Annotated in this window: 10 protein-coding genes; all 10 read left to right on the top strand. The window is 36.2% G+C overall.

From position 1 onward, the window contains the following. Window positions 1-179 precede the first annotated feature (179 nt). Window positions 180-620: a DUF1810 domain-containing protein gene (locus tag ACT3TH_RS13340; protein ID WP_444756294.1), complete on the top strand. Its 441-nt coding sequence runs from the start codon at window positions 180-182 to the stop codon at window positions 618-620. 49 nt (window positions 621-669) lie between these two features. Continuing rightward, entirely contained in the window at window positions 670-1,929 is a 1,260-nt protein-coding gene (locus ACT3TH_RS13335; protein ID WP_444756293.1) for a PDDEXK-like family protein, read from the top strand. Between the two features lie 485 nt (window positions 1,930-2,414). Then, window positions 2,415-3,224, top strand: coding sequence for an SEL1-like repeat protein (locus ACT3TH_RS13330; RefSeq protein ID WP_444756292.1), 810 nt, complete (start codon window positions 2,415-2,417; stop codon window positions 3,222-3,224). Between the two features lie 657 nt (window positions 3,225-3,881). Next, window positions 3,882-4,433 carry a hypothetical protein gene (locus ACT3TH_RS13325; protein ID WP_444756291.1) on the top strand — a complete coding sequence of 184 codons (552 nt, stop codon included), beginning with the start codon at window positions 3,882-3,884 and terminating at the stop codon, window positions 4,431-4,433. After that, window positions 4,423-6,669, top strand: coding sequence for a hypothetical protein (locus ACT3TH_RS13320; RefSeq protein ID WP_444756290.1), 2,247 nt, complete (start codon window positions 4,423-4,425; stop codon window positions 6,667-6,669). The genes ACT3TH_RS13325 and ACT3TH_RS13320 overlap by 11 nt, the downstream gene beginning before the upstream one ends. Next, the gene (locus ACT3TH_RS13315; protein WP_444756289.1) at window positions 6,666-9,857 is read left to right on the top strand and encodes a site-specific integrase; all 3,192 of its coding nucleotides are present in this window, start codon (window positions 6,666-6,668) and stop codon (window positions 9,855-9,857) included. Before ACT3TH_RS13320 ends, ACT3TH_RS13315 begins: the two co-directional genes overlap by 4 nt. Before the next feature lie 231 nt (window positions 9,858-10,088). Next, complete coding sequence (locus ACT3TH_RS13310; RefSeq protein WP_444756288.1) at window positions 10,089-10,775, top strand: hypothetical protein; 687 nt, start codon at window positions 10,089-10,091, stop codon at window positions 10,773-10,775. 723 nt (window positions 10,776-11,498) lie between these two features. Then, window positions 11,499-12,098: a WYL domain-containing protein gene (locus ACT3TH_RS13305; RefSeq protein WP_444756287.1), complete on the top strand. Its 600-nt coding sequence runs from the start codon at window positions 11,499-11,501 to the stop codon at window positions 12,096-12,098. 195 nt (window positions 12,099-12,293) lie between these two features. Continuing rightward, on the top strand, window positions 12,294-12,698 hold the full coding sequence (locus ACT3TH_RS13300) for a hypothetical protein (RefSeq protein ID WP_095570341.1): 405 nt from the start codon (window positions 12,294-12,296) through the stop codon (window positions 12,696-12,698). A 24-nt stretch (window positions 12,699-12,722) separates the two neighbouring features. After that, a complete protein-coding gene (locus tag ACT3TH_RS13295; RefSeq protein WP_444756286.1) occupies window positions 12,723-14,876 on the top strand; it encodes a hypothetical protein in 2,154 nt (717 codons plus the stop codon). The last annotated feature ends 7 nt before the right edge of the window (window positions 14,877-14,883 follow it).

Below are 14,883 nucleotides of genomic sequence, written 5' to 3'. Positions count from 1 at the left end.
CCCTAACACACTTTTATATAGGCAAAGTATGGAATAATAACCTACATTAGTTATCGTTTGTATTAGCAATGATTGATGGAGTAGAGAGCTTATATATCGGAGAAAATGTGATTTTAATTACATTTTAAGTACGGCGGGTAGGCAAGCTATTATTACTTAAATAGCAAGGAACACAGCAAATGAAAACTATTAATAGAAACTTGTTCGACGATTTCATCCAAGCTCAAAATACTATTTATCCATCGGTTATTAAAGAATTAACCGAAGGGCAAAAGCGTACGCATTGGATGTGGTTTATCTTTCCACAGGTTAAAGGGTTAGGACAAAGTACAATATCTCGACGCTTTGCAATAGAAAGTCTAGAGCAAGCACGAGCATATTTGCAGCACGACGTGCTTGGAGCACGGTTAATAGAGTGTGCTGAATTACTGCTGTTGCATCCTGACAAAAGCGCTTTAGGTATTTTTGGTTCCCCAGATAACCTAAAGCTGCAATCCTCACTAACGTTATTTGCTTTTGCAGCTGGTAACAAGTGTGTATTTGAGCAGCTTTTATACCAGTTCTACGCAGGCAGTTACGATATAAACACTATAAAAATATTAAAGCAATTGAGTGATTAATAACAAGACTAAAAACAACTGAATGATATTTCAAAAAGGATGTATGAGCATGAGTGCAGTGCAAAGTTTGATAAATGATGTTAGCCAAAAAACCCATGCTTTGAAGACAGCGCAAGCACTCTATAATCGTCAACTCTCACCTAGCTTTAATACATTTGATTATATCAATACCAATGAAGTTGGGCTTAGCCGTATTTTAGCGGCTTTGCTTGATCCTAAAGGCAGTCATGCTCAGCAAGAAAACTTTCTAAGGTTATTTGTTGAACATTGTTTGCCTGTTATATATAAAAGTGATAACTGGCAGATTTTCCTTAATAACCTTGAGAAAACAGAGGTTTTTCTTGAAGAAACAACGGGGAAAAGTAATACCCAGCGGCGTATGGATATTTACTTAAGATGTCAGGTGGGTGATGACAGCTACGGTATTTGTATTGAAAATAAACCTTATGCCGCAGATCAGCTTGACCAAATGAAAGATTATGCTATTGAACTTAAAAATAGAAAACACAAGCCTTGGCATCTTGTTTACTTAAACGAGGATAATGACGTACCAAGCGAGTATAGCGTTGATACTACAACTTTAGAAAGTTGGATAACCAGCAATCAATACAGTCATCTTCGTTTCAGCGATTTGATTGGTTGGCTCAAAGCGTGTCAAGTAGAATGCCAGAATCATAGCGTCAGCGAGTTTATTGCACAGCTCATTAAGTTTATTCAAAAACAGTTTATGGGGATACAAGATATGAGCGAAGACAACGCAATTTTAGATATTATTAAAAAAAATGCGGCTACTATTGATGCCAGTATTAAGGTATCTAACACTGTAAATCGGATGAAGAAAGAGCTGATAGCGAAACTGAAAATCGATTTGTTAGCAAAATATAAAAAAGCTGATTATGAATTAGATATTAGTTATATCGGCGAAGGCAGAAGATACGAACAAATTAGACTCATAATTCCTGGCTATGATATGGGATGGGTTTGCTTCGAGTTTGACAATGCAGATTTTGATCGTCCAATTTTAGGTATTAAGTTCACTTCTGTAGAAGCAGCCAAAGCTTGTTCATATACAGAAAAGATGAAAATGGTATTGAATACGATGCTGACTAATAAAAAAGTGAACTCCTCTGCTCAATGGCCTGCTTATTACTACTTTGATCCACAGGATTGGAAAGGTTCGAGTGAGGCATGGTTAATGATAAATGAAGGAACGATGGCAGATAAAATTCTGGGAGAAATGGATGTCGTTTTTAATACTTTAAAAGCAAATGGTTGTTTTAAAAAGTATCAGTTTGAAAATCTAGTTTGAAGACACTTTACTCAAGGACTCTGCCTTGACTCAATTCAATAAGAAAATTCAAAAAATGACCAAGATCAACAAACTTGAACAATTTAACCCATCTGACACTAGGACACGAAGCGTTTGAGCGTTTGCCAGAGTCTATAGGGCAGTTAAGCCAGTTAAAGGCGCTTACGACTATGAGTGATAAAATTAAGCAACTTTCTGATAGTGTCGTTAATCTTAAAAAACTACGACTGATATGTGTTCCTAATGATAGGAAATTTCTAGCTAAAGGTTTCCTAGTGGAAAATATAGCCTTACTTGAATAGGTATTCTTATTCAGAAAGGACGCTTAGATGTTTTAGATAATAATGTTGTGTTCTTATAGCGGATGTTGCGTTAAATGGTTTTGGGCACAAAAAAGTCACCAGCTTGGTTACTCTAAAATATATCTGCTAATATGGCATTAACGCACAAATGTCAATTCTAAAATCACTTGCTTGAGACTCGCTATGACCCTTCTAAATAAATCATTGATACGTAAACTCATCGTCTTTTTAATCGCTGCGATGTCGTCCTTACCAGCTATGGCGTTGGATTTTGATCAAACTCAACGTTTGGCTAACCAAGGAGATGCTGAGGCTCAATTCATTCTTGGGGCAATGTACTACAATGGCGAAGGCGTACGTCAGGATTATATTAAGGCAGTTGAATGGACTCAGAAATCTGCCGATCAAGGTGTTGGTAGCGCTCAATACAACCTTGGTGTGATGTACGACAATGGCTTAGGTGTGGATCAGGATCATGTTAAGGCCATTGAGTGGTATCAAAAAGCAGCCAATCTATGGGACAGTAATGCTGAAATGAAACTTAGTGTGATGTACGACAAGGGCTTAGGTGTGCGTCAGGATCATATTAAGGCAGTTGAGTGGTATCAACAAGCGGCCAGTCAAGGCGATGCCAATGCTCAATACATGCTTGGCTCTATGTACGCTAAGGACAAAGGTGTGCATCAGGATTATGTTAAGGCAATTGAGTGGTATCAAAAAGCAGCCAACCAAGGGAATGTTAATGCTCAATTTTCTCTTGGGATAATGTATTACTATGGCAAAGGTGTGCGTCAGGATTATACTAAAGCGACTGAGTGGTATCAAAAAGCAGCCAGCCAAGGGGATACTTATGCTCAATTCATGACTGGTTTTATGTACTACAGTGGTAAAGGTGTGAGTCAAAACACCGTTATTGGTAAAGAGTGGATTCGCAAATCGTGTGAGAACGGCTATCAAGAAGGTTGCGATTACTATCAACAAATCTTAAATTAAAGATAGGTTGCTAAGTATTAGGCAGTTTTCGGACGATATAAAAGGGGTATTAAAAACAATTCATTCTCCACAGCATAAGTGAACTTTTCGATTTAATATTAGGTTGTAGTCATCGCTTTTTAAGTGAAGATCAATATTAAATACTATAAATTTGAAACGTATTTCCAAAAAACTAGGGATCTAAAAAACACATTTTTTGCTGAATTGAGGTTAGGTTCAAAATTATCATAGTGCCAAATCTACTAGGTTAGGTGTCATGATTGTTTTTTAGCCAAAAAAAAGCCTCACAACCCATAATAAGAGTAGTGAGGCTTTAGTGCTTTTTCAAGCCATATTTGGAGCGGGAAAAGAGATACCCCAACCTTGGCAAGGCTCGCGGACTAAAATAGTAAAAATAATGATAATTGATAATAAGCTACATCGTATGATATATATATGATGTAGCTTTTTTTATTATCTAAATATATAGTGTAACATGACATAGTGATATTTATTAACACGTTTATAGTCACCGTGATTTTATGGTACTTTGACACCGACTAAAAAATAATTATGTTGTATTTTGCTCTCCCCCAGTAAAGGTGTACGATGTCTATACGTAATATTTTGGATTCCAAAACAAGCTGCTTTATATGAGTCACGAGCTAAAGACACATTATGAAAAAACGTCAAAACCTACCCAAGCCTAGTACTCAGTACGCACGTATATCCTTTAAGGGTTTACTAAGTTTGTATATACACCCTGAAGCTAGAACAGCATATAAAGTCTATGTGGAATATTTTCCACTAGATTTTATAACTCAGTCAGAAGATCAGGCTGTACATCTTGATGTATCCTACGATGGAATGAATTTCTATTTTTACAATAACTTTTCAGCACAACTTGTAATGGGGAATAGTACGGATGTCTATGTTAGAAAGCTTCAACCGACTATAAGTTCAATACATCTCGAGTCATGGAGATATGTTTGGAGAGCATTCTTGGATCTCAAACCGGTAAATATTAAGATTTATAATCAATTAAAAGCTCAGATGCCAAAAGACATCCAACGTAAAATATGCGGCAAGTTGTTAACGATTGAACATACCTGTCAGAAAATGGTCATTTCTAGACCTAACTTCGAATATCAACAAGCAAAACAAAAATGCCCAGTTTTTGAGATGCCGAGCTTTGACGAACTGATACAAAGGAATGTAAATGGAAATTGATATTGATATTGAGCACGTTACTAATGAACTCGTTCCTAATGTAGTCAATGACTATCAAAACGTTAGACAGTATTTTCTAACGGTGGCTAGATTATCAGGAAAGGAGTTTATGGAGTTATCATTACCAGAGGCAGAAAAAAATTTCGTTTTATCAAAAACAAGGCTTAAAACCATTTATAAGAGTTGTACTGGTAGATTAACAGATGATAATTTCAGAGTGACAGCATTTATAGGTTCAACATATCATCTGGAAGATTTGGATATCGGCACTCCATCACTAGAGTGGCTTTGGGTGTCTAAAATCTGCCAACTACTAATATATTGTTCAGATCGTAAATTGATTGATAGAGTTACTGAGATAACTACTTTTGCTCGTTCGTGGATAGTACAAGGTAGTTCTTATCATCACCTATGGCAAAAGTGTGTAGAGCTACAATCTAAAGATATAGCTACTACATTTAAAAATATTGATGAGTATAAGCAACATCTCGTCGATATTAATAGTCCTGGTCCTGACCTTAGGCAGTATACTAAGGTGCATAGAGCATTGAAATTTGTGCTATACAACAAAAAACGTATTGAGCGGACTTCCACAAGTGGTCGTAAAAGTAGGGCAGCGCGACTGATTAATGAGAAGAAAATCGAGCACGTTGAATTTAATGATGTTGATGATGATAGCGATGAATTAATTAGTGTTACTGATTTTTTAAAAACGGATAATGACATTGATGTTATGCGTGAAAACTTAGATATTGGGTTACCAGATTTTGCGATACTCAAGCAAACATCGCTACAAATGCCTGAAAAGCACTCTCCCCAGCAGATCTACCATCGAACGCGCTCAAAGCTTCAGCATGCCAATAAGAACGAACGTTTTATTAGTAACAATGTGAGAGTTTTACCTTTATTTGCTTTACAAAATATTTTTGCGCATCTATGGCAGCTTTTTGCGGAGTTATCATCTAATTATGATAGAGATAAAAAGAGAGTAGTTAGTTATTTGCTGCTATCAATGTTAACGGGAAGGTCAATTTTCCAGCTAAGTGAGGATGTAACAGCCAATAATAAGCAATATATTAATCTAAATCGTCGAAACAATAGCTATCATTTAAATATTGTCCTAGATATCACACCTCTCAGACTTCGTACTCAAGGTATTCAAAAAGTACTAGCCAATCGTTTGCTTGAATGTGACCTCAGTCTTCCTGAGCAACTCGGTGCGTTTTTATCCTATAAAGGCGATATTAACAAAGAGACTTTGTATGAAGTTATAAATGAGGTTCGTGGTGTCCTAAAGCTACCGTATCTGTCACTGGCTCGTATTGAAAAAAGCTTATACAGCATTCTTATTCATCATGTCTCTAATAGTCAGGTTGCTAGTATCATCACAGGCCGAAATGAACGTAAACGAGCAGATATATGGTATAGCTCTAACAGTGTTGACAATATTCGGGCTGTTTACCAAAAGGCTATTAAGCTCCTAAGTCAAAAGACTACATATAACAATGATTATCTAAATCCAGTTTCGAAAACTATTGATTATAAAATCGGTAGTCAAAACTGCCCCGATTATGCAATCGTCAGGGACTTTCTTGACCTGTTACGCCAAAAAGTAGATGCAACGACTGATTATATCGAAAAATTTAATACGTATAGCATTTGGCTTTGGCATGTTAGTTTGCTTTTAAGTTCAGTACGGGCAGTGGAGGGAGCACCAGGCTATTTGGACCAATTCAATTTTGAGGTAGGGCTGATTTGGATCTCTGATAAAGAAGAGCGAGCAACGGCATCGAGTCAACGATATGTGCCTCTATGCCAGTTCTTAAGCGAGGCAATTAACCGATATATAGATTTTTTAAAAAGCTTTGCTTCTCGTTTCTGTCGTTTAGATACGCGTATTAAATGTTGGGTTGACGAGATAATGAATCATAAGCGACCACTGATTAATATATTTAATAAAAAAGGTGAGCTCGAAGCAATTCGTCCAGCACTGGTGCGCAATGAAATTTATGAAAGCTTTAAGTTTAAAGAGGATTGGACAAGGCATGTTGGGCAGCGTTATCTGCATGAGCAGAACATACATGAGTCAATGATACTCTCTGTATTTGGTCATGAAATGATGGGTCAGGAGTCTTGGCGGAAGAATTCTTCAATAAGCATTGGTGATATTTTAGACTTGCGTCCAACTTATCAAGCACTTGCAAATAAGCTTGAGTTAAGGCAGGTGCAATTATGAGTGTAAAAAAACAATCAGACGATGATCTATTCGGTTATAAACGTCGTGAGCAGAGACGTAATGAGCAAAGAAAAAATACTTTAGTAGAAGCTGACTTCATATGTCAAAAACTTTGGGAGAGCTTTCTTGAAAATATTGAAGAAGAATCTGCGGTTAATGAAGCATCTATTTATCAACTCTATGAAGACATTTACAAGGAGTTTGAAGAAAGCAAAAGTATTTCTGCAGGTCTAATACCAATCGCATTAACCAAGCGTCTTTTCTTTTTCAATAATATTAATCGTGCACGTAAACGTAATGGTTTAGGGCCACTACCAGCCCCTACAGTTGCTTATCAGCCTCAACGCCCAAAAAATACAGCAGTAAGCGATGCTTTTTTCTATCTGCCTAAGCTGCAAAGTATAATGAAGGAGGCTGTGCAAACATGGCAAACAAAAAACGGTTTTACCCTTGTTGATAGTCTTGCATGGTTGATGTTTTCACTATTAATGCATGGTCGCGTACATTCTGTTGATGTATTAAAAGCTGTCTATGTTCACATCACCACTAAAAAACAACTATATAGATTAGCGGATAGCATGGTCTATATTCCATTAGATATCGTTTCTAAAGCTTATGGCAATCAGATATTAGATATCGTAGGTTCTGATGAAAAACTTATCTTTTATTCAAAATGGGTGTTTATTGATGATATCAGTCGCCTATGGTTAGTCAAGAGTAGTCACCTATTGGAAGACGAAAAATTAAAAATACCAAGCTTTCATAGCTGTGTTAGGCAGCTAGGTAATCTGATTGGACAAAAATTTAAAGCGGATGACTTAGATAAGACAGATTTTTTTAGCTATTTGAATATTTACTGGCAGACATTAGCGAATGTACATATAGATCAGCAACTGGTGGAGTTGCTTGTTCATCATGAGACCCATACTGCGATTAGTTTAAACGACTGGCAAGCTTACTTAAGTGCTCCTCAAGGATCAAATAGCACTACTATCAAAGATAAGTACATAACGTTTAATAGACTTAATAGATCTACTCAAAATTTACAGGATGAAGTTGTCGAAATAGATGGTAGCGTAAGTAAAGATAAAGCCCATAGGAATGTATTAAAAGACGTTCGCCGTGCCCTTATGGGGAGTAAGAAAACGATTAAGGAACAACTGAGTTTTTTGACTGAAATATACCAAAGCCCTAGTGAGCAAAGTTTGATTTTCTGGATGCTTGATCTAAATGCTATTAATAAGGCTGCCTCTACTCTATCAAGATACCTGACGGAAGTGGGCGAGGCATTTTTATATGGTACTCGTGATGAAGACATCACGAATTATCAAGCACATCAATATGAGTTTTTATACGATAGTATCGTCGCTAAGAAAAACATTTTAAATATCGGTTACACCCAAACCGTATTGAACTCACTACATCAAAGTTTGAAAAAACATTTTGGTGCACTGCACGTTCATCTTCATCGTGAGAATGATCCGAAAATAGTCTCTAGCAGTTTAATATCAACTGATTTATATCAACATATTTTACTAAGTGTCAGTAATCAAACCACATTATCTTCATACAATAGAAGCATGATGAAAGTGATTTTTACTTTGCTCTATCGTACCGGTCTAAGAATTAATGAGTTATTAGGCATTCGGTTAACAGATCTTGAATATGATCCATATACTTATAAAGACATCAATTTAATTATTCGTTCAAATAGCCATAGAGCCCTAAAATCAGATGATGGCACTCGTAGAATCAGTTTGCCAGTATTGTTGAAGCCGGATGAGTTTGAAGGGCTCCAGACTTACTTTATAGAGAGAACTCGTAGTAAAAAAGAAGGTAAATACTTATTTGCATTCGAGGGACTGTTGACTCCATTAGATCGAGGTAGTGTAGATCGAGTATTTAAAGAAGTCATTGGCCCTAATTATCAACACTTAGTGTTACATAGCTTTCGCCATAATGCTCTTTCTAATATGTCAGTAATACTGAGATGTCGTCAAGAAATTTTGGATATTTTTACTGATTATAACGAAGATGAGGCGCAGCGAATTAAAGAAGACTTATTAGGTAGAATGCGTACTAATTCTGGTCATCATTGGGATGCCTTAATGGAATTTGCGGGACATGCCGACCTAGATACTACTTTTAGCTCTTACATACATACTGTAGATATCATCTCGGCACATCTACTTGATCAAGCGTCTATGGAACTACCTGTTGATGTGGTGACGAAGCTTACAAATAAAGCACGTCGAAGTTTTAATCAACATAATCCAAAAGCCTTAGACTTTGAAAGTAACTGTGTTGATCTGACAAAAATACGTGAGTTTATAAACCGTGAGTTAAATATCAGAAAAATTGATAATAGTAAGCAATATTTTCTTAAATCAAATATAGAAGAAGGGAGTACTAATGTTTCCCCTATTTTCGGTAAGTATGCGCGTTGGCAGATTGAAGAGTTCTTGAGTGAGATTGAGGCAGGTAAGACAGTGTCTGAAGCCGCCCAACATCATTTTGTATATGAAGATGCAGTTGGGCTATATAATCGAGCGCTGCTTCTAGCAGCTGATGAGAATGGCAAGGCTCATTATAAATTAATATCTAAGTATAAACAGCCAAAGTCAGGACATCTATTGATAGCACCAACGCTGCCAACCATTGCTAAAGAGCAGCAACTCGTGCAGGACAGCTTTATTAAGTTAGAAAATCTATATCTCGATCAGTCAATAAAAGAGCATGTCCAACGTATGCTTTCAATATTCTATAAAAAAGCCAATTCATCACATAGCGACCTTCGTTTTGCATTCAAGGAAAAGAAGGTATTTTACGACTATTTGGATATTGCTATAAAAATACTACCTGCTAGATACTGGCGTATAAATATCAGTGCTTATCAAATGAAGCGCACAACAAAATCTAAAAAAGGGGAGTTGAAGTATCAGAAAATAATGAATGAAGAAAAACAGCTAGAAATAATGAAAGAGCTCAAAGCTGACTATCGTCAATTATCAAAAAATCTCACTAATGAAGCTTATTATAGTGGTTATTCATTGTCAGTAATTAACCCTAAAGAGCATGAGATCATTAGCTCTACTAATAATGAAGCTACCCGTGCATCGTCATCACTGATAAAGTATGTAATGCATTTACTGCTGATTGTAGATATGAGTTTTGAGCTAGATAGATAAGAGAGTATATATTTAAAGTCGATAAGCAGTCTTCATTTTCTTCGACTATCTGCATAGCGGATTTCTTAAAGTAGATAATAAATCCTTTAGCTATAATAGACTCTTGTTTATGCGTTCAGTTTACCAAGTTTATCTCTACGGTTTCTTCAGCATAGCTCAATTTGACGGCAGGGGTCAAACCTAACAACTTATCTTAGTTGTTTTCGACTTTATTTTTAGCAAGGATTACTCATGGATGTCACAGTAAGCGCTCTTAAAAAAAAGCATGCAGATAATAAGCACAATGTTGGTGATGAGTTCTCACTACGCATTCATAGATCAGTAAGCTGGCTGTCCAAAGCTAACGATTTGGCAGCACTTGAAGAAAGTGACTTGGCTTTTATTACTCTTTGGATCAGCTTTAATGCTTTGTACGCTGATGAGTTACCATTAAATCAAAGCCGAGGAATATCTGATAAATCTTCCTTTAAAGACTTTATTAGAAAATTAGGTAGATATGATAAACAAGAAAGGCTTTATGATTTGATTTGGAATCGTTATCCGCAGTCTATTCGCACGTTGTTAAATAACCAGTATGCTTTTACTCCTTTCTGGCAATATCAAAACGGTACATTTAGTAAAAAGGCATGGGAAGAGGATTTCGACAAAGATAAAAAGCAAGCACTGAAGTATTTAAATGATAAAAACAACACTGATTTACTACTAACCATAGTGTTCGAACGTCTCTATACCATACGCAATCAAATCGTCCATGGCGGCGCAACTTACGCGAGCTCAGTTAATCGCAAGCAAGTTAAGGATGCTGTTAATATTTTAGGAGATTTCTTGCCGTTGATTATAGATATTATGATGAATCATCCTGAACAGGATTGGGGTAGACCATTTTACCCACCTGTCGATGAGGCAGTATTTGATTAGTCTATATGGCCAAATACACTGATCAATTATATTAGATAAAAAGCGGCTAAAGCGCAATCAATAAAAGGCCGTACGATTGAACAGGAAGCAAAAATTACTGGTTTTATGACTAATCAACTTCGCTCTAAAACAATTAGCTAGTAGGCTTATAAAATAGCGGTGGAACATGAGGATTTAGTCTCGTCGCCAGAACTAAGTATAAAACTACGGACCATTAACCTTGGTTTACTGCCTATGCCAAGGCAGTAAAGTTATATTATCTGGTGGATTAAAATAAAAAATATCGAAATTGTTACTGCCATTGTCTTTAAAGAGGGGAAAACACTATGCCGTCAACATAGCAAAAATAATCTGGATTATCTTCCTGAAAAATTTTAGATTCCAATTTTTCTATGAAAAGGATTGTTGTAGTTGGCAACTTTAATGTATTCCTTATGGTCTTCCTAAATTAGCTTTTCCAAGTAAAAATATAAACATCAACAGCTTATATCAGCTATGACTTGAGAGCATTAAATATTGGTTGAGAAATCTAGATAAAAGTGCATAATTACATTTCTGTATGGTTCATGTAATATTATTATTTTTATACAGTATGAAATGATTAAGAGTAATGGAATTAAAAAAGCATGAACGTCTTGCGTATCGTTTATCTGATATTAACATTCTGATGAACGCTGGGATATTTTTGAGTTAGCAGGTACTTATAAGGTTTCTACCCGTAAATTGAAACGAGACTTTCAAGACCTGTTACCACAAATTGATCGGCAATTCTTTCAGCAAGAACTCAATAAAAGTATTTTGGTGAAAGGATTCGCTTACGAAAATGTTAGTAATCGCAGTAAAGACTTTGAAGCTATTAATAAGGCTATTGCTAATTGCCAATATATCAAGTTCGATTATCAAAAAATTGGAAAACAAACTGCTATTGGCTATAGCAAACATCACTATCTAGAGCCTTATCATCTACTAAATAAAAACGGAATTTGGTATGTGGTAGGTAGACGTAAGGACCAGACACTCACTTTTTGTTTCACTCAAATCAGCAATCTAGTAATCACTAATGAGCGTTTTGAATGTGATCAGCAAATCAAAGCTAATTTGATCAGCACCGATAGCTTATTCTTTGATAATCATATTAGCGAGATCGTGTTACAAGTCAATGCTAAAGTGGCTGGATATTTTGAGCGTCGGAACCTACTACCCAATCAAAAGTTAATACGCAAACTGGATAATGGAGATTTGCTATTAGCCTGCAAAAATGTGCATCCAAGAGAGGTTATCCCTATCGTCCAGTATTGGATACCACACATCCGAGTGCTCTGAGCTATGCTGAATAAACCGTATAAATAAACTTAGTAAACTAACGACTCGATCAGGCGTTTGACAAGACTAGGAACAAGCAAAGCTATAGTACGGAATTCAAAGCAGAAGCGGTTGAGAAATTCAGACAATATAGCTTTAATTGATATTGATCACTAAACTTTTAGTGTTCAATATTCATCAATATGGAATGTAGAAATGCTAGAACCATTACAGATTCAAGATGTATCGACTTGGCTAATTCATGCAGCTGATTATAATAAGCTATGGCATCAATGTGATGATTTTCTACGTACGAAACCACCTCCCGAACTCAGTGAGAATGAAAATAATTATTATAGAAGCCAACGTACTTTACTATTGAACCAAAAGCAAAGCTGCCAACTCACCGCATTAAGACTGACTTATAGTCAGAATCAACTGAATGAATATTCAGAGCATGATTTGATATTAGTGCTCGACCCTGATGAAAAAGGCGTGAATGGAGATGGTATTTTTTATTCACTTTATGCTCGTCAGTATCCAGATAGAAAATGTCATATTCCCTATAGTGCTTTAGTAGAAAACCTAACTACAAAAGAGCTGGTTTTTTTTAATATTTAATTATTTGTTTAATTTGAGAATTATATGGACTTAAGTAATACACTACAGAGCACGCTTGGACTAGTTTTTAATCATTTCACGTATACAGCAATGGCATTAGAGCATAATCCGTATATCTTCTTGGCCATATTGATCTCTGTTATTTTTTTCTTCATACAGGGCGTTCTAGCTCTAAAAACTTCAAATATGGGAGCTAGCAGTACTCTAAAGTTTGCCCCCAGTGTTCTAACCAGTTTAGGTCTATTAGGCACATTTTTTGCTCTCACTACCTCTCTAGTAGGGTTACAGCTAAATAATTCGGGGAATATTAACAATGAAAATTTGTCTGAATTTATTAAAAGTTTAGGTTCGGTTTTTAGTTTTTCTATATTAGGTATAGGCTCTGCAATATTTTTTATGATCGTTAATTTCTGTATATTGGCTCGCAGAAATAATCAAGTTTTAAGTCAAAAAGACAATTATAAAGTTGAAGCACAAAGTCGCCAAACTAAATTGGATGCACTTAACCAGTCCACCTTACAGGAACTAAAAAATCAAAATTACCACCTGAATAATTTAGCTAATATCTCAGCTAAAACCAACCTGCAGAATGATTATTTACAAGAAATAAGTGATCTGACTAAGCGCCAAGATGATGTGAAAAAAGACCAAGCTGAAGAGCAGCAGCAACTATTTAGGACTCTTAGTAGTTCTCTAGATAGAATGTCCATCGCTCTTACCAATATCGAAACTGGCTACGATATGGACAAGCTGGGCGATGTTATTTCCGAAAAAATTGGAGAAGTACTCACAGAACCCTTAGCTAAAATGACTCAGGCATTAGAAAAAAATAATAGTGATGTCATTCATAAGTTATTGGCTGATTTAAAAGAAGATATATTAATACCTATCAAAAATGAAATTGCCGCTACCAATGAGACGACCAGTAAAGTTATTGAGGCAGTTGATAAGAGTCAAGTCACTAACACTCAGTTGATTGTAAAACTGGGGGATGTGACTCAGCAGATGGGTAATTTTGTCACAAATACAAATTTACTAGTCAGCGCAATGGCGTCTACAGTAGATCAGATGGAAACGTTACAGCAAAATCAAGATAAAACATTAAAAGAATTCAATACTGATCTACAAGACAATCTTGCTGGTATTCAGCCTGCCATTGAAAAGGGTATGAAAGCTGCTGAAGACGGCATGACAAGCTCAATTACATTAGCAACCACTGCTATGAAAGGTGCAATACAAAGCAGTGTCGAAGAAATATCATCGACAGTCGCTAAAATGGGTGAGTTGCAGGTTACTCAGGACAAAACGCTAACAGACTTTAATGTGGGTTTAAAAGAGAACCTTGCAAGTATTCAGCCTGCTATCGAAGAAGGTATGGAGACTGCTAAAAATGGAATGGTAAGTTCGATTACCTTGGCAACAACCGCCATGAATACGGCGATGAGTGGTGTTATTACTCAAATATCTGAAGACGTTGTTGAAAATTTAGGTGGTGTATTAGTCAAATTCGATAGCAATATGAATGGTCATTTAACTCGTATGAACGATGAGCTTTCAGATACAGGGTCACGAGCAGCTGTCTTGATTGATTCTAGTGCCAGTGCATTAAGAGATACTTTAGGTGATATTGATAAGACATTAGATGACTCCTCAAAAAAACTAAAAGACGAATTAGAAGCCTTCAGAACAGAGTATCAATTTAGCCTAGATACCTTCTTCACACAACAGAATGAAGCCCTTGAGCAAACCCTTGGCGTCCAGAATAAGAGATTACAGGAAACGACAGATCAACTCGGTAAGCAGTTTGAAGGTATGGATGAGGCACAACGAAAACTTAATGAAGAATCATTAAAAACTATAGATAGATCACGCGAAGTGTATGGGCCACTCCTGAATCAAATGGCAACCATCGCAACCACTTTGAATAAAGGTCAAAGTACGTTAGTCAAAGACCTACGAGCTATGCAAGATCACACTGATGACATTAATGACGCACTTAAAGAATTAGGGCAGACGATGCCAAAAGAATTTACCAAAGCCTTTGAGACGCTAAATGATGCTTATATTAATAAATTTAACACTAGTAATGCAGTTTTAGAAAAAATGATGAAAGAGATGATTACTGCCTCCGCGGTATTGTTGACTGCCAGTAATAGCATAAATCAAGATGACGAATAAAGGAGCA

Source organism: Psychrobacter sp. AOP22-C1-C5, assembly GCF_052378885.1.
Lineage (GTDB): Bacteria > Pseudomonadota > Gammaproteobacteria > Pseudomonadales > Moraxellaceae > Psychrobacter.
This window is presented reverse-complemented; position numbering and strand designations above follow the sequence as displayed.

Coding starts and splice junctions, on each gene's coding strand:
- ACT3TH_RS13320 (WP_444756290.1), top strand. CDS start 4,423: ATGGAAATTGATATTGATATTGAGCACGTTACTAATGAACTCGTTCCT.
- ACT3TH_RS13325 (WP_444756291.1), top strand. CDS start 3,882: ATGAAAAAACGTCAAAACCTACCCAAGCCTAGTACTCAGTACGCACGT.
- ACT3TH_RS13335 (WP_444756293.1), top strand. CDS start 670: ATGAGTGCAGTGCAAAGTTTGATAAATGATGTTAGCCAAAAAACCCAT.
- ACT3TH_RS13295 (WP_444756286.1), top strand. CDS start 12,723: ATGGACTTAAGTAATACACTACAGAGCACGCTTGGACTAGTTTTTAAT.
- ACT3TH_RS13315 (WP_444756289.1), top strand. CDS start 6,666: ATGAGTGTAAAAAAACAATCAGACGATGATCTATTCGGTTATAAACGT.
- ACT3TH_RS13300 (WP_095570341.1), top strand. CDS start 12,294: ATGCTAGAACCATTACAGATTCAAGATGTATCGACTTGGCTAATTCAT.
- ACT3TH_RS13330 (WP_444756292.1), top strand. CDS start 2,415: ATGACCCTTCTAAATAAATCATTGATACGTAAACTCATCGTCTTTTTA.
- ACT3TH_RS13310 (WP_444756288.1), top strand. CDS start 10,089: ATGGATGTCACAGTAAGCGCTCTTAAAAAAAAGCATGCAGATAATAAG.
- ACT3TH_RS13340 (WP_444756294.1), top strand. CDS start 180: ATGAAAACTATTAATAGAAACTTGTTCGACGATTTCATCCAAGCTCAA.